The sequence below is a fragment of the Candidatus Rubrimentiphilum sp. genome, assembly GCA_035710515.1.
Classification (GTDB): domain Bacteria; phylum Vulcanimicrobiota; class Vulcanimicrobiia; order Vulcanimicrobiales; family Vulcanimicrobiaceae; genus Rubrimentiphilum.
In genome coordinates, this window is sequence record DASTDE010000001.1 from 988927 (window position 1) to 1004480 (window position 15554).

Genomic DNA, 15554 nt, shown 5'->3' on the forward strand with positions numbered 1-15554 from the left:
CCTGTATTATGGCGACTTCGGTCACGCCTCACGCCGCAGCGCGCGCGGCCTTTACCGGCTTGATCGATTATGCGGGCCTCTTCCCGCCTGCGCAGCTGGACATGAAGGAGGCCGTCGCGGAGTACGGCGCCGCGCGAATGAGTCCAAACGCATGGCTGCTAGCGCGATTCATCGTCCCCGAATCGCGGCTGGCCGAATTCCTGGATCAGCGGGCGGAATTGGACGGCGAACGTTTCCCACTGAGCGTGATCGTCGACGCCGGCGACGATCCGCGTGCATGGTTCGGGCGCGTCCAGTCCGCGCTTGAAGGAATTGCCAAACTGCAAAGCGCCGGCATTCGCGTGGAGGCATTAGAGGCCGCGCTGCCGCCGCTGCTTTCGTTGCGGGAAACGTATGACGCGACGATCGGTCAATACGCGGCGGCCGTGGCGCAGGCCGGGCTACGCGACCTTCCTTCATTTATAGAAGTTCCGCGAAACGATCGCCGGCGGGACTTACTGCCCGGCGCGATTGCGGCCATGCACCGCCACCGGCTTGGCGCGAAGCTCCGGTGCGGCGGCCTCAACGCGGATGCGGTTCCGCCGGTTCTCGACGTCGCGACGTTTCTGGTTGAAGCGCGTGACGAAGGCGTCGCGTTCAAAGCGACGGCGGGGCTGCACCATCCCATCCGCGGTTACAACGAAGCGAGCGGCTTTGTGATGCATGGCTTTCTGAACCTGTTGGTCGCAGCGGTGCTCGCGAAGTCGGGCGCTTCGCTGGACGAGCTCGTGGCGGTTCTGGAAGACGATGACGAAACGCAGTTCCGTCTCAACTCCGATACGCTGCACTGGAAGGCGCTCGCCTTCACAGCGGAGAGCATTGCTGAAACACGTGCGCAGAGTTTCGCCGGCTACGGAAGTTGCAGTTTCGACGAGCCGCTCTCGGATCTGCGTTCGCTCGGAATGATCGCATAACGATGCGATCGTGGGTACCGGTGCCGGCCGGGTCGGATTTTCCACTTGAAAATCTGCCGTACGGCGTCTTCAAGGCGGACGGAGGATCGCACATCGGCGTCGCGATCGGCGACATGATCTTCGATCTGCATGCGGCGTCGGAGGCGGGTGTGCTCGGCGACTGGTTGCCGCAAGACATTGCACGCGCCGGCACGCTAAATCCGTTATTGGCGCAAGGCCGCGACGTCTGGTCGAAGTTGCGCGCTCGCTTGCAATCACTGCTTCAGAGCGGAGCTACGGAGCTGGAGGGGCGCAATCGAGAGGCATTGCTGGTGCGCCGCAACGGAGCGGAGATGGCGCTGCCCGTTAGCGTGGGCGATTACGTTGATTTCTATTCGTCACTCGAACACGCAACGAATCTCGGAAAGATCATGCGCCCCGGCAGCGAGCCGCTGCTGCCGAACTGGAAGTGGCTCCCGATTGGATACCATGGCCGCTCGGGAACGATTGTTGTCGACGGCACGCCTATTGTTCGCCCAAGCGGTCAGATCAAGCCGGCGGACGCCAACCCGGAGTTTGCGCCGACCCGCATGCTCGACGTGGAGTTAGAGGTTGGCTTTCTCACAGGTCCCGGCAACGCGCTCGGGCAGCCAATCTCTACGGCCCAAGCGCGGGATCATATCTTTGGCTTGGTCCTCGTGAACGATTGGAGCGCACGCGACATACAAGCATGGGAGTATCAGCCGCTCGGGCCATTCCTAGGGAAGTCGTTCGCAACCTCAATCTCTCCGTGGGTCGTAACGCTCGACGCGCTCGAACACTATCGCGTTCCGGGTCCGGTGCAGGATCCTCCGGTTCTCGAACACTTGCGCTCTAAAGACGATTGGAACTATGACGTCGCGTTAAACATCGAATTGCAGACCGATGAGATGCGCGCGCAAGGCGTCGCGGCTGAGGTGATCTCGCGGTCGAATTTCAAATACATGTATTGGAACATGGCTCAGCAGCTTGCGCATGCAACGTCCAACGGCGCTACGGTTCGCCCCGGCGATCTGTTCGCGTCCGGCACCATCTCGGGCCCCGAACGCGGCAGCTACGGCAGCCTCATCGAATTGACATGGCGCGGAGCGGAACCGCTTAGCCTTGCATCCGGCGAAGAGCGCAGCTTTCTTGAGGATGGTGATACCGTAACGCTGACGGGCCATTGTGAAGCGCCGGGCAAGCCGCGCATAGGCTTCGGAAAAGTGAGCGGGACTGTGATTCCCGCGGGGAGGCACAACACATGACCTATACCGGACCGGAGAATCAGCCGGAGATGGGCACCGTTATCGGCTCGGCGTTCGCCGACGCTTTGGGTCTCATGAAAAAGAACCTCATACCGGTCGGACTTTTTGTGGGCACCGCCGCACTCGGAGGGCTGCTGTTTGCGTTGAAGGCAGCCAATTATAATGCAACGCAAGCTGGAATTGCGATATTCTTCGCCCTGTTCTATGTGGTGACGTACTATTCGATAGCTGAGGCCGTACGCACGGTAAATCCATCGTATCGAATGACCGTCGGGGCATTTTTTGGTTTCTTCGGCTATCAACTGCTCGTGGGACTGTTCACGTTCCTCGCATTTCTGTTCTTGATTATCCCAGGTTTTTGGGTAGGCGTAAAACTTGCGTTCGCTCCGTACATATATGCGATCACGGATGGCCGATCCGATGCCTTGGGGGATAGCTGGAGTATTACTACGGGATACTACTGGTACTCATTGGGGTTTTCAATTTTGCTTGGCTTGGCGCTTTTCGTGGTTATCTTTGTAGCGGAGCTCGCGGCATACGTGCCTCAGAACAATTTTGCCATGCTCGCAATTATCGCGTATCCGCTTGGAGCCGCGCTGGGCGCTTGGTCACTGTACGTGCAGTCGCTCGCATACGTGCGCTGGACAAAGGTGCTCATGGATCTGAGCGGACAGTTTCGCGGCGACGAGCCCACGCTCGCGGGCTAAAGACTCGGGTCGAACGTTACTTTAAAGCTGTAATGGTCGACCACCGGCTTGCAGTCTTTCGCTGCCGGCGCGTAGATCGTGTGCATCGCCGACTCGAGGGCGTTCTGATCAAGCTGCGGTAGACCGCTGGGGTCGACAAGGCGGCCGGCGGTAACCGAGCCGTCTTTCGCAATTGTCAGATCGATGACAACCGTAAGTAAGCCGGAAACACCGTAGCTCGGGGCCGGGCCTCTGGGTTGCACGCGCTGCTGCTGCAGAATCGAAGCCGGCGGCAAATTGAGCGGCCTAAGCAGAGATAAAGGAGCTTGCCTAATGATGGCAGGCGGATGATTGCACGGATCGATCGCGGGAGAAGGCGCCGGCGTCGGTATCACGGATTCGCCGCGTCCGATATCCAGGAGCGGTAGTACTCGTCGTCCTCAATGCCAAGTGCGGCTTCGGCGATCTGCAGCGGCGCAAACGTGTCCACCATAACCGCGATTTCGTCCGTCGACGTTTTCCCTAAACTCGCTTCGATCGCGCCGGGCTGCGGACCGTGCGGCGCGCCGGCGGCGTGCAACGTAATCGAACCTTCCTCAACGCCACGCCGGCTCATGAAATTGCCGCTGACGTAATAGAGCACTTCGTCGCAGTCAACGCTCGAATGGTTGTATGGGATCGGAATTGCGAGCGGATGATAGTCGAACATGCGCGGAACGAAAGCGCAGAACGCGGCGCCGGGCGCTTCAAACGTCGCGTGCGACGGCGGCGGCTGGTGCAGCTTCCCGGTGACCGGCGCGTATTCGTCGAGATTGAATGCGTAGGGATAGCAATAGCCGTCCCAGCCGATGACGTCGCACGGGTGATTCTGCACCGTGTACACGGCGTTTCTCCCGGCATTCGTCACGCGCACTTCGAACTCACCCGTTTCGTCTATTGGCGCACGCAGCTGCGGCGCACGGAAGTCGCGCTCGTAGTAAGGAGCGTGCTCCTCCAACTGCCCAAAATCGTTACGGAATTTACGCGGTATGGTAATCATGCCGCTGCTCTCGTAGACAAGCATGCGCGTGGCCGAGTCCGGCACAACTTTGTACGTGGTTCCCGTCGGCAAAAGAACGTAGTCGCGCGGGCCGTAGGCGAGGTCGCCGAACGGCGTCTCGATCGTTCCGCTGCCGCGGTGAATGAACAGCAATTCATCGCCGCCGACGTTGCGGTAGAAGTATTTCATGGGTGAGGACGTTTCGGCGACGCTGATCAACACGTCCGAGTTTCCTAGGAGCGGCGTGCGAGCTTCGATTGCATCTGCGCCCGGTTTAATCGCTGCGGTCTTAAAATGCCGGTTGCGCAGCGGCTCGTTTGGCTGAAGTTTGATCGCGGGACGGCGCCACGGCTTTACGTTGAGGGTGGCGGTCGGCGGGCGCAGATGATACAGCAGCGAGTACGCGCTGTCGAAACCCTTTGTAGAGAAGAGCTCTTCGGCGTAGAGACCCCCGTCCGGGCGGCGGAATTGAATGTGACGCTTCGGCGGAAGTGCTCCCGCCCGCACATACGATGGCATCGCCGAATTACTCTGTCTTAGCGGGGCGGGAAATCCTCTGGATGTCTACAGGCCGCTAGCGCCCGTAGAGGCCGGTAATGTTCGTGCGCGCCAGGACGTGCCTCCGTAGCGCCGCCTCCAAACGCGGGCCCGTCATTCCGGCGGGTCCGACTTTTCTGACGTTGAGCGCGTAGAGCGTGAATATATAATGATGGACCTTGCCCGGCGGGGGACACGGGCCGCCGTAACCGAGTTGTTTGAACGACGTCGCGCCGAGCTCGCCGATCGGAAGACGCACTCCCGCCGTAAAGTGAGCCGTCGATGGCGGAATGTTGTACGCGACCCAGTGGTACCAGCCGCCGGCTGCGTCCGGGTCGAACACAGTCAGCGCGAAGCTGCGCGTTCCGCGCGGTGCGTTTGACCAGTGCAGCTCGGGCGAGATATTCGGACCGCCGCAGCCGGTGTAAACCGTAGTTTGCGGCAGCGTCGAATTCGGACGAAAGGTGAGCGAAGCCAGCGCGAACGCCGCGGCGGCAATCATCATGGTGTCGGACTCGCGGAAGCTGCCGGCGTGTTGAACTCGGCGTAAAAGGCATTCGGACTCATCGCACGCCCGAGGAAGCGCTGTACTTCAACGTCGGGGTCGTAGGTGCGCGCGGGTTGCAGAATGTCTTGGCGGTAGCGCATGCCGACGGCCGGATTTTCTAAGCCACCGCTTAGGAACGCCGTGAACATGTCTTGCGCGTAGACTTTCGACCAGAGATAGCCGTAATAGCCGGCATCGTAGCCGCCCATGAGATGCCCGAAGGATGCTTGCGGGTGAGTATCAGGTACGGCGGGCATAGGCGTGAGATCCGTTGCGAGTTTGTCCCAAACGGCAGTTGTATCCACATGAGGACCGCTCGTGTGATACGTCATGTCGATCTGCGCGTACATGATCTGTCTGGTCGTTGCATATGCGTAGTCAACGTACCGCGATTTGATAAGGCTGGCGATCAAGTCGTCAGGCAGCGGCTGTCCGGTTTGCCAGTTGGAACTAATCTCTTTAAGGATCGAAGGCTGCCAGACGAAGTTTTCCAGCATCTGCGACGGAGCCTCGACGAAGTCCCAAACGAATCCGTTCGAAAGCGTCTCGTAGGGCGCAGTCGCCAGAAGCGCGGCCATATTGTGGCCGAACTCGTGGAAGAAGGTGACGACTTCGTCGTGGCTCAGCAGCCCCGGCTGCCCCGGCGCGGGGCGCGTCCAGTTGCCGACGACGGCGGCAAACGGCGGCCTATACGTGCCGTCGGCAAGACGGCGGACCGGCAGGATCGGAAAGTTCGCGAAGTGCCCATACTTGTGCGGTCGCGGAAAGAGATCGAAATACGTCGTGCCGATGAAACGGCCGGTAGCGGAGTCGCTTACCGCGTAGGCGATCACGTCCGGGTTCCAGGCATTCGCCGGCACGACGGGTTTGAAATCAACTCCGAGCAGCCTGTGATAGATGTCTAAGACAGCATCGATCGTATGTTGGACCGGAAAGTACTGCCGGATTTGGTTTTGATCGACCGCGTACTGCGTCTTCTGCAGCATGTTGTCGTAGTAGGTGAAATCCCACGGCTGAAGCACCGCCGCGGGATCTTTGGTATCGGAAGCTTTAAGAGCAGTTAGGACGGCGATATCGGCGCGCGCCTTCGGAAGTATTGTCTTGTCGAGCCCCGATAGGAACGACACGACGCGCTCGGGCGTCTTGGCAGTGCGATTAGAGACCTGATAAGCCGCCCACGTTTGATAGCCAAGCAAATGCGCTAGCCGGTCACGAATTGCAATCGCGCGCTCGAGAAGCGGCGTGTTCTTGGCGGCCTGCCGGTTGTTGTACGCCAGGTAGTAAGCTTTTCGTGCGGCTGCGTCACTTTCGTTTTGATAGAACGGCGTCACGGTGCTCTCGTTAACCGGGAGTATCAAACCGCCGCCCGCCGCGGACTTAAGGCTTGCAACAAAGTCCGACGGCAGCATGGCCGCCTGCGCCGCTGTTATGACGATCGTTGTCGTGTCGTTCCCGAGGTTTAGCGCAAAGTTGTTTTGGAGGTCGGTCAGCTCTTTGCTAAGCCTAACGAACTCTAAGCGTCCCGCCGCGGACAAGCCGGCGCCGCTGCGCTTTAAAGTATCCAGCCAGATGGATGTCAGTTTCCGCTGATACACGTCGCGGGCCGTAGTGCTACGCGCGGCCGCGGCAACTTGCGCATACAGCTGCGGGCTGGCGCTCAGGTCGGTGAAGAAAGAAGATTCGGCGGTGTTGCAGTCGTTGGAAGCGTTTTGCACGTCTTGGCCGGTCGCGACGTTCACAAGAAACTGCTGCGCGACCGTCGTGTCGTTCAAGTCGGATGTCAGATCCTCAAGCGGAAGAACCGTATTCGCGAACGTCCGGTTTCCTTTAGCAGCAAGCAGCGCGTTCAGGCGCGTTTGGGCTTTGGCGATCGCGGCCTTACACGTCTGCCCGATTTGTGCGGGCGTAAGGTTCCAATCCACCGGGGCCGGCGAGCCTTGGGCGAGTGCGGCCTGGGCCGGAAACAGGGAAGACAGGGCGAGCGTCATGGCGAGGGCGATGCGTTTCAAGGGTTACCTCCGGATAGGCTGTCGATTTTGGAACGTTGCAAAACGCCCCTTTGGTGCTATGATGCTTGTCGCCACGACGGGGGCCGGGCCTCGCGCAGCGTAACCTCGTGAACCCCGCCAGGACCGGAGGGGAGCAACGGTAAGCGAGCCCTTACGGGTGCCGCGAATCACCTGGGTCCCGCCGTGGTTGTGTTAAGAAGCAAGGGGACGGGAGGGCGAGGGTTCCCTGGCTCGAACCTGCCGTGTCCCGGTAAACCGTACACCGGCGAGATAATTTGAGCATCAAAGAACGATATTTCATTAAGATCGTCCCTCAACGAGGCGATGTGGTTCATCGTTTCGAGGTGACGAGAAAGCACATCGTCAGCGGCTCGATCGCACTAGCGATCGCCGTGTTTGTCGTGCTCAGCGCCGCCGGCTTCCAGGTCTTCCGCGTTCACGCGCAGCAGGCGGCCCTACAGACGCAGCACGATCAGCTCCAAACGCTCGACAAAAAGGCCAGCGCGATCCGCTCGCAACTCCAGCAAGTGCAGCGCGAGAACCAGCAGATTCAGCAGCTGATCGGTGTTGGAACAAAACCACGTCCGCATACCGGCGGCGTTCAAAAGACATCTTGGATCCCGGACGGTGAGAAGAGCGGCGTCGTCCAGCTGGCCCGCCACGTCGACGAACTCGCACAAGCTTCTAAGGAAACGACGCTGCAGGCGCAGGCCCTACGGCGGCTGACCTTGCACGTGCTGAACATTCATCATCTGCAAGAACTTGCACGCGCGCGGCTGCTGGCCGGCATTCCATCGATCGATCCGGTCGACGGCGCGCAAATCGTCGGCTGTTTCTGCTACCGCTCGGCGCCGAGCGTGGAGTTTCATCCCGGCGTGGATTTGAATGCGAACTACGGCGACTCGGTGCATGCGACGGCGGCGGGCACGATAGCAAGCGCCGGTTGGGACGGCGGCTTCGGCATGAAGATCGATATCGACCACGGCAACGGCTATCACACCTGGTACGCGCATCTTTCGCGCATTGACGTTTCCCCGGGCGAGTACGTCCACAAGGGCGAGTTTATCGGGTTGGTCGGTGATACGGGCTTTTCAACCGGCCCGCACCTGCACTACCAAGTCATGCTCAACGGTACGCCCATCGATCCGGCGCCCTACCTCAACGGCGTTCCGCCAAAAGTTTTAGCCTCTCTGCCCTAGAACGGCTCCCTTATGAGTGGCCTGTCGTGTTGGCTCTTTGTTGTGCTCGACAAAGTGTTCTGGCTGTACATGATTATCATGCTGGTGTACGCCGTGCTGTCGTGGGTGCCGGACTTGCGCGGCGCGTGGAGCCGCTGGGTGGACATGCTCGTCGAGCCCGTGCTGGATCCGGTGCGGCGGCTCATCCCGCCGACCGCCGGGATCGATTGGTCATTCATGATCGTCTTTTTCATTTTACTGTTGGTCGATAGAGCGCTGATCCGGCCCAACTTGTTTGCCTGCTATTGAGCGCTCATCGTAGCGAAGTTGCCGAGAACGTCCGCAACTTTTGCATCATCGCCCACATAGACCACGGAAAAACGACGCTCTCGGACCGGCTGCTCGAGATGACGCAGACGATCGAGCTGCGCGACATGGAAGAACAGGCGCTGGACGCGATGGACCTGGAGCGGGAGCGCGGCATCACCATCCGCATGCACCCCGTGACCCTCGGTTATCCGGCACAAGACGGCAAGACATACCAGCTGAATTTGATCGACACGCCCGGACACGTCGATTTCTCGTATGAGGTATCGCGCTCGCTGGCTGCGTGCGAGGGTGCGATCCTCATCATCGACGCCGCGCAAGGCATCGAAGCGCAGACGCTGGCCAACTACCACTTGGCGCTCGAGCACGATCTGACGATCATTCCGGTCATTAACAAGATCGATCTGCCGGCGGCCGACCCAGAACGAGTGATGAGCGAGGTCGAGGAGCTGCTCATCATGGAGAAGAGCGAGTGCATTCTCGCCAGCGCCAAAAACGGAATCGGCATCGGCGAGATCCTTGAGGCGATCGTCAAACGTATTCCGCCGCCGAAGGGGCACCGCGATCACCTGCGCGGCTTGGTGTTCAATGCACAATTCGATCCATATCGCGGCGTCGTTTCGTACGTGCGCGTGGTGGATGGCGAGCTGCACGCCGGGACGCGCTTCATGTCCATGGCGCACCAGCGCGTCTTCGAATGTACCGAGGTGGGTGTCTTCGCGCCACAGATGCGTCCGACGCAAAAGTTGGATATGGGCAGCGTGGGCTACGTGATCGGCAACGTCAAGTCGCTCGGCGAAATCGACGTGGGCGATACGATCACCGGCGCGAGCAATCCGGCGCACGTGCCGCTGGTCGGTTATCGCAAGGCTGTTCCGATGGTGTATTGCGGATTGTATCCGAACGAGGGCGCCGAGTATTCGTCATTGCGCGACGCATTGGAAAAACTCAAACTTAACGATGCCGCGTTTACCTACGAGCCGGAGACGTCGATCGCCCTGGGCTTTGGTTTCCGGTGCGGCTTCTTGGGACTACTGCACATGGAGATCGTGCAGGAGCGCCTGGAGCGCGACTACGCGCTCGATTTGATTGCGACGTCCCCGTCGGTCGTTTTTCGCGTGACGCGAACGGACGGCACCGTGGAGATGATCGATAACCCGAGCAAATTGCCGGTGATGAACGAGATCGCTTCGATCGAGGAGCCATACGTCAAGGCGACGATTATCACGCCGCCCGACTATGTAGGCGCGATTATGGAGATCACACAAGCGCGGCGCGGCGAGCTGGGCAATATGGAGTACCTACACGACGGGCGAGTGATCCTTACGTATGAAATGCCGCTGATCGAAGTCATCATCGACTACTTCGATCAGTTGAAGTCGCGTACCAAGGGTTACGCCTCGCTCGACTACGACGTCATCGGGTACCGCGAAGGCGATCTGGTGAAATTGGAGATCATGCTGAGCGGCGAGGTGGTCGACGCGCTTTCATTTATTATCTCACGAGAGCGAGCCGCCGCGCGTGGCCGGGCATTGGCGGAAAAACTGAAGGAACTTATACCTCGGCAGATGTTCGAGGTGCCGATCCAGGCGGCGATCGGCGGAAAGATTGTCGCTCGCGAAACGGTGACGGCTATGCGCAAGAACGTACTAGCGAAGTGCTACGGCGGCGACATAACGCGCAAACGGAAGCTGCTGGAGAAGCAGAAGGCCGGCAAAGAGCGCATGAAACGCGTCGGCAGGGTGGACTTGCCGCAAGAAGCCTTCATGGCGGTACTGCGCTTAGGCAGCGAATAACTTTTGAAGACGTTCGTCGCTTCGAAGAACCTCGGGAAGATCGGCGAGCTGCGCCAGATCTTAGCAAGCAGCGAGATCGATCTCGACACGTACCCGCTCTACGCCGAGCCGGCTGAGGGCGAGACAAGTTACGCAGAAAACGCTGCGCTCAAAGCGCGGCAGCTGCACAAACAACTGGGCGATGCCGGGATTCAAGGCGCCGTCTTGGCGGACGATTCCGGCTTAGAGGTCGCGGCCTTGGATGGGCGTCCGGGAGTGCTGTCCGCTCGTTATTTGAGCGCCGACGCGACGTGGGCGGCGCGGCGTGAAGGTGTGCTGGAAGAGTTGACGGGCGTGCCACCGGATAAACGCACCGCAAAATTCTGCTGCGCCATGATGCTGCTGCTGGACGACGGCACGGAACTGACCGGTTACGGCGAGGTGAGAGGTGTCATCGCCGATGCCGAGCGCGGTAAGTTCGGCTTCGGCTACGATCCGATTTTTCTGTATCCTCCGACCGGTAAGACGTTTGCCGAACTGGCGGATAACGAGAAGAACCGCGTCAGTCACCGCCGGCGCGCCGCGGATGGCTTATTAATGGCGCTGCGCTCCCGTGGCTGAGCAGCACGTCATCGGGCCGGCGACGCCGGAAGAAGTGGCGCATTTCGCACGGCGCCGCACGCGGAACGAGCACGACTATCAGCTGTACACGGACCTTGCGCACGTTGCCCCCAACGGCGTTTTTGTCGCGCGGGATGAGGGCGCGCCGATTGGAATTGCCATTCCGCATGCGATGGAGGATGAATGGTTCCTCAGCGAGCTGTTCGTCGAGCCGTCGTTCCGCTCGCGCGGCATCGGTCTAGAACTTTTGATCGCTGCCGCCGGCGAGGCGAACGATCTAGCGCGTAGCGGCATAGTGGATCCCGCGCAGCTCGATGCACTGGCGTTTTATGCGCGGCGGGGCGTTCCGTTGCATACGCTGCTGGTTGAAATCGCCGGTGCCATCCCGCACGCGAGCGAACTCGAGCGGATGGCTGCGGGCGAGTACCGTTTCGGAGCAGATCCGATTGACCCGATGGCGCACGCGGCGGCGCTGAGCCAGCTCGATCGTGAAGTGAGGGGGACGGCCAGGCCGCAAGATCATCTTTACTTCTCCGATAACGCGAAAGGTTTTGTGTTTACGCTCGGCGTGGAATTAGCGGGCTACGCATACGTTTGGCCGAGCGGACGCATCGGGCCGATGGCGTCGACGTCGCCGGCATATCTCGTACAAATGTTGGCTTACGCGCTCGCCGCATTGCGCGCGAGCTATAGCGCGGAGTGGTGTACACTGCTGGTGCCTGGAGTGAACACGCGGATATTGCGCACGACAATGCGTGCGCGGTTACGAATTGTGAACAACGTTAGCTTCGCAACGGATGGCACAAGTTTGGATCTTGCGCGTTACGTTGGTTTAAATTATTTGTTGTTTTAGCAAGGTAAATCGTATTGCATTAGCGAACACATGTTTGCATGAAACACTGTAAGATGTGTGCGCGGGTGTTGCCTCTTTCAGAATTCTCGGTCCGTTCGCTCCAGACACCAAACCCCTGTTCTTATTGTAGAGAATGTCAGCGTCAATACAGCCGAGACCATTACTCAGCGAACAAGGCAAAGCATAATCACCGGCGTTATACGAATCAAAAGCGTTACGCAGAACTTAACCGCAGGAATCTGCGAGAGTTCTTGAACGGAAAGTGCTGCGCAGACTGTGGTGAAAAGGATATCCTTGTACTGGACTTCGATCACGTCCAGGGTATCAAGGAATTCGATATCGGCAACGGGATCGCGCGGTTGTCTTGGCGACGAATCGAGCGGGAAATCAGCAAGTGTGAAATACGGTGCGCGAACTGCCATCGGAGGAAAACAGCCCGCGAGTTTCAATGGTTTAAGTACGGCTACGGGGCGTAGCTCAGCTTGGTAGAGCGCTCGGTTTGGGTCCGAGAGGTTCGCAGGTTCAATTCCTGTCGCCCCGACCATGGAACGGCCCGCAGGCAGGCAAGCTTGCGGGCCGTGGTATTCTATTTCAGGCTCGAAGTAGGCGGCCGTGGTCTAATGGATAAGGCACGAGTCTTCTAAACTCGAAGATGGGGGTTCGATTCCCTCCGGCCGCACGTGGTGGTTGTAGCTCAGTTGGTTAGAGCGTCGGATTGTGGATCCGAAGGTCGCGGGTTCGACCCCCGTCAGCCACCCCACTCATCTCAGCATGCAAAGCGAAGCCGTTGTCAAACGGGTAAAACCCGGCTACACTGGGGCCTGCGCGCCTCTAGCTCAGTCGGTAGAGCAGCGGCCTTTTAAGCCGTTGGTCCCGGGTTCGAGTCCCGGGGGGCGCACGTTGTGCACCGCTAGCTCAATGGTAGAGCAGTTGACTCTTAATCAATTGGTTGGGGGTTCAAGTCCCTCGCGGTGCAAGTACAAATCAGCCCCGGCATTAACTGCCGGGGCTGTTAGATGTCTAGTCACAATGGAAATGTCCTGGACTGCCCTCCGCGGTCAATTTCCAAAATGCGGGTGCTGAGTTTGCAGGGAACGCCTGAGGAAATTGTATGTCTTTAGCGCATCTCCAAGCGCGTCCGCCACCGCAGCCGCCCTTTGATTTCTCCACCTCGATTTGCACTTTGTACGCGTCTTTGAAAAATCTCGTAACATTCCCGGACGACTTCACACAGTACGATGCTGCGATAACATCGCGAAACGCGTACCTATAGATGGTCACCCACGCGCCGTACGCCGTTTTGTTCTCGACCGTGACGTGTGCTTTCCCACCGAGTGCATACGCGGGCGCCGTGAGTGCGGCGACGAGAAAAGCTACCAAGAGACAGCGGGCCATGTTTACCTCCTGTTGCGTGTCCGCGATTCCGGCTCTTTGGTAAGCGCCCGCGGGACCTCCTCGCGACGGGGGCCGGGAGCTGTCCCCAAAGGGGCTGTCTTCTGTGGGCGCAAACGGTTTTGCTCGGAGGTGCTCTATGAAAAGAGCCGTTTTCATCCTATTTGCCCTTGCTGTCACTCCGATGTTGACTGCAAGAGCGTCTCCCGAGCCGAAAATGATACGGCCGACAGTAAAGGTCGAAGGCGTCCAGGGCAGCCGCACGCCGATTTTCGTTTCAATTTCTTGGAGAGCGAAGAATCCAGATGGCGGTTCGGATTGGACCGGCTTCGAGGAAAACACGATCAACGGCAACGGAAGTCTTAAGTTTTATGACATCCCCGCAGACGCATACACTTTTACCGCGAAGGCGCAGCTGAATGAACTGTGCCGGCACAACTGCAGAGTTAGCCAGAAATTCGACCACGTCCCAACGGGCGTGATCCTCTTAAAGTTCTGACCTACTTGAGCTAGAACTTAATCTCGGCGCTCTCGGGGCCCAACCACTGGACGTGGCATTTCGAGTGGTTATTGTAAAGCTCGATCTTCCACGGTGGCCGTTTTGTCCACGGAGGCGAGTACGTCACGAGGGCCTCGCATGTGATGTCGCCCGGACGGTGCCAGAAACTGAGCGAATCTTCCGAAGAGTCCTTGCAACGGATCGTTGCGCCGCCGCCGGTGGTAGTGACTCTGCACGTGTTTTGCCATGACTGAGCGTGCATGCCGACGCTGCGCAGATTGAGGTCGGCCAATGCTGCTGACTGCGTCCCGATCAAGGCGAGCGCCGCGACCGTTATTGTCATAAGAAATGCTCTCATAAAGAACCTGTCCTTTGTAGAAGATGGAAGATCTCGGTGCGCAATTTCGCCGGGTCCTCTTCCCAATCACCGTAGATTTCCCAGCAGATTCCGCTAGGCTCGTGATGATTTGCGCGAATCCAAGCAACCACGGCATCGTGGGTCAATCCCAACCGATTATATGGGCCAGAGTGTAGGGCGCTAACTGCGGGTCCCGCAGGGGTTTCAAAATACCCGACATCACCGACGGGTTCGAATTTCTCGGCAATCTCGACGCCGCAAACGATGTCGACCTTACCATCCTTGCGCGGGTAATAGACCATCACATTGTGGCCGGCTTTACGCGCCTTGCCGGCGCGGATGACTTCGTAGACCTTACTAAGTTCGTGAGCGAATTCACTTGGCCAACGAGAAAGAACCGTCGTGACTTTAACGGCGGCAAGAAGGCGGGGCTGGGCATCCCTGAGATCGATGCGGTGCTCCACGTAGGGCGATTGTTAGGACCCAGGGCTGGGTCCTGTGTTTACCTTGGGTAAGCAGCTAGGGTAGGAACGGGGCCCGTGTAAGTACATAGCGATGAGGCGTGTCGTCCCCAGCCTTGCAGTTCTCTCTTTCGCCATCGGAGTGAGCGGCTGCGGTGGGACGAGCTCACAGTGGATAGTGCAGAGTCCTGCCCAGACCTGCACCGTCGACAGGACCTTGGGCTCTGAAATGGTTTCCCCGCTAAACAACTCCGCAGGGCTGTCCCCTAATGGGCTGATTCTTTCGGTGACGAATACCTACGATGCGCCTGTTCCAACACTGTTTTTTATTTTCATTACCGTGACTGTGACTGGGTCGAATGGGACTACATTTGATTTGCGATTGAACAACACCACAACGTCGCCGATCCGCCCGTATTATTCAGGCGTGACGCCTCCATTGGCGTCGCGAACATATTACGTCGTGACAGCGCAAGGGCAGCCATCCTGGACCCTCGGCTGCTTCACGACCGGATGAAAGGCTGGAGACCGGACCTCCTGATCGCGTTGGCCGCGCTAATCGTAAGCGGCCTGACCGCTTTCAGCGCTCTCTACCAAACGCGGATGTATGCGGAACAGTTCAGCGCTACCGAATGGCCTTACTTGTCATTTAATGCAACCGCATCGCCCACGACATTCCAACTCTATCTAGCGAATGACGGCGTCGGCCCGGCGATCATTGATAGCGCGCAAGTGCTGCTGGACGGCGTCCCCGTGCGTTCGGTGGTCGTTGCGCTTCATAAGATGCACCTGCTGGGGCGCAAGTTCAACTACGGCTCGATTGAACCCGGACAAGTGATTCGGCCCGGCGCGAGCGCCTTGATCTTAAAGGCCACGTTGCCAAACGTCGCGGGCCGCCTAGGACCCGCCTATCAGCGAGTCGAGGTGCACGTCTATTATTGCTCGTTGCTGAACCGGTGCTGGCTGGTGCGACTCCACTCAAGTGACCGACCGACGGAAGTCACCGGCCAGTCTTACCCGCACACATCCATCGCGGCGGAGTAGGGGCACCTAG

General features: G+C 59.0%; 17 protein-coding genes, 5 tRNA genes and 1 other RNA gene. 16 read left to right on the forward strand and 7 right to left on the reverse strand.

What is annotated here, in order from left to right:
• The first annotated feature begins 8 nt into the window (after nt 1-8).
• The 3 genes from VFO29_05045 to VFO29_05055 are packed head-to-tail and all read left to right on the forward strand — an operon-like array spanning nt 9 to nt 2925.
• Nucleotides 9-953, forward strand: coding sequence for a hypothetical protein (locus VFO29_05045; GenBank protein ID HET9392872.1), 945 nt, complete (start codon nt 9-11; stop codon nt 951-953).
• A gap of 2 nt (nt 954-955) precedes the next feature.
• Entirely contained in the window at nt 956-2218 is a 1263-nt protein-coding gene (gene fahA / locus VFO29_05050; protein HET9392873.1) for a fumarylacetoacetase, read from the forward strand.
• The gene (locus VFO29_05055) at nt 2215-2925 is read left to right on the forward strand and encodes a hypothetical protein (protein HET9392874.1); all 711 of its coding nucleotides are present in this window, start codon (nt 2215-2217) and stop codon (nt 2923-2925) included. The genes fahA and VFO29_05055 overlap by 4 nt, the downstream gene beginning before the upstream one ends.
• Here the strand turns inward: VFO29_05055 and VFO29_05060 are convergent.
• The 4 genes from VFO29_05060 to VFO29_05075 form a co-directional block, all read right to left on the reverse strand.
• Complete coding sequence (locus VFO29_05060) at nt 2922-3299, reverse strand: energy transducer TonB (GenBank protein HET9392875.1); 378 nt, start codon at nt 3297-3299, stop codon at nt 2922-2924. The genes VFO29_05055 and VFO29_05060 overlap by 4 nt on opposite strands.
• Entirely contained in the window at nt 3296-4450 is a 1155-nt protein-coding gene (locus tag VFO29_05065) for a homogentisate 1,2-dioxygenase (GenBank protein ID HET9392876.1), read from the reverse strand. Before VFO29_05065 ends, VFO29_05060 begins: the two co-directional genes overlap by 4 nt.
• A gap of 67 nt (nt 4451-4517) precedes the next feature.
• The gene (locus VFO29_05070) at nt 4518-4985 is read right to left on the reverse strand and encodes a YbhB/YbcL family Raf kinase inhibitor-like protein (protein HET9392877.1); all 468 of its coding nucleotides are present in this window, start codon (nt 4983-4985) and stop codon (nt 4518-4520) included.
• Nucleotides 4982-7036 (reverse strand): M3 family metallopeptidase, encoded by a 2055-nt coding sequence (locus VFO29_05075; protein ID HET9392878.1) that lies wholly within the window; start codon nt 7034-7036, stop codon nt 4982-4984. The genes VFO29_05070 and VFO29_05075 overlap by 4 nt, the downstream gene beginning before the upstream one ends.
• Before the next feature lie 81 nt (nt 7037-7117).
• Between VFO29_05075 and ffs the strand changes: the two genes are divergently transcribed.
• The 6 genes from ffs (at nt 7118) to VFO29_05105 (ending at nt 11790) form a co-directional block, all read left to right on the forward strand.
• An RNA gene (gene ffs, locus VFO29_05080) (signal recognition particle sRNA small type) lies at nt 7118-7216 on the forward strand.
• 146 nt (nt 7217-7362) lie between these two features.
• A complete protein-coding gene (locus VFO29_05085; protein HET9392879.1) occupies nt 7363-8235 on the forward strand; it encodes a M23 family metallopeptidase in 873 nt (290 codons plus the stop codon).
• A gap of 12 nt (nt 8236-8247) precedes the next feature.
• On the forward strand, nt 8248-8523 hold the full coding sequence (locus tag VFO29_05090) for a YggT family protein (GenBank protein HET9392880.1): 276 nt from the start codon (nt 8248-8250) through the stop codon (nt 8521-8523).
• The gene (gene lepA / locus VFO29_05095) at nt 8520-10337 is read left to right on the forward strand and encodes a translation elongation factor 4 (GenBank protein ID HET9392881.1); all 1818 of its coding nucleotides are present in this window, start codon (nt 8520-8522) and stop codon (nt 10335-10337) included. The genes VFO29_05090 and lepA overlap by 4 nt, the downstream gene beginning before the upstream one ends.
• 3 nt (nt 10338-10340) lie before the next feature.
• Nucleotides 10341-10937 (forward strand): RdgB/HAM1 family non-canonical purine NTP pyrophosphatase, encoded by a 597-nt coding sequence (gene rdgB, locus VFO29_05100; protein ID HET9392882.1) that lies wholly within the window; start codon nt 10341-10343, stop codon nt 10935-10937.
• A complete protein-coding gene (locus VFO29_05105; GenBank protein HET9392883.1) occupies nt 10930-11790 on the forward strand; it encodes a GNAT family N-acetyltransferase in 861 nt (286 codons plus the stop codon). The genes rdgB and VFO29_05105 overlap by 8 nt, the downstream gene beginning before the upstream one ends.
• 164 nt (nt 11791-11954) lie before the next feature.
• Here VFO29_05105 and VFO29_05110 read toward each other — a convergent pair whose 3' ends face one another.
• Nucleotides 11955-12239 (reverse strand): hypothetical protein, encoded by a 285-nt coding sequence (locus tag VFO29_05110; GenBank protein ID HET9392884.1) that lies wholly within the window; start codon nt 12237-12239, stop codon nt 11955-11957.
• A 17-nt stretch (nt 12240-12256) separates the two neighbouring features.
• Here VFO29_05110 and VFO29_05115 point away from each other — a divergent pair.
• From VFO29_05115 to VFO29_05140, 6 genes are all read left to right on the forward strand, one after another.
• Nucleotides 12257-12334: transfer RNA gene (locus VFO29_05115), tRNA-Pro, on the forward strand.
• Between the two features lie 62 nt (nt 12335-12396).
• A tRNA-Arg gene (locus VFO29_05120) sits at nt 12397-12469 on the forward strand.
• A gap of 4 nt (nt 12470-12473) precedes the next feature.
• Nucleotides 12474-12550 (forward strand) — tRNA-His (locus VFO29_05125).
• A gap of 65 nt (nt 12551-12615) precedes the next feature.
• Nucleotides 12616-12688, forward strand: a tRNA-Lys gene (locus VFO29_05130).
• Between the two features lie 6 nt (nt 12689-12694).
• Nucleotides 12695-12766, forward strand: a tRNA-Lys gene (locus VFO29_05135).
• A 633-nt stretch (nt 12767-13399) separates the two neighbouring features.
• The gene (locus VFO29_05140) at nt 13400-13681 is read left to right on the forward strand and encodes a hypothetical protein (GenBank protein ID HET9392885.1); all 282 of its coding nucleotides are present in this window, start codon (nt 13400-13402) and stop codon (nt 13679-13681) included.
• 10 nt (nt 13682-13691) lie between these two features.
• Here the strand turns inward: VFO29_05140 and VFO29_05145 are convergent, their stop codons facing one another.
• Together VFO29_05145 and VFO29_05150 are read right to left on the reverse strand one after the other, a co-directional pair.
• Entirely contained in the window at nt 13692-14039 is a 348-nt protein-coding gene (locus tag VFO29_05145; GenBank protein ID HET9392886.1) for a hypothetical protein, read from the reverse strand.
• Nucleotides 14036-14503, reverse strand: a complete 468-nt coding sequence (locus VFO29_05150) for a GyrI-like domain-containing protein (protein HET9392887.1) — start codon at nt 14501-14503, stop codon at nt 14036-14038. The genes VFO29_05145 and VFO29_05150 overlap by 4 nt, the downstream gene beginning before the upstream one ends.
• A 510-nt stretch (nt 14504-15013) precedes the next feature.
• Between VFO29_05150 and VFO29_05155 the strand changes: the two genes are divergently transcribed.
• Nucleotides 15014-15544: a hypothetical protein gene (locus VFO29_05155; GenBank protein HET9392888.1), complete on the forward strand. Its 531-nt coding sequence runs from the start codon at nt 15014-15016 to the stop codon at nt 15542-15544.
• Nucleotides 15545-15554: the final 10 nt, after the last annotated feature.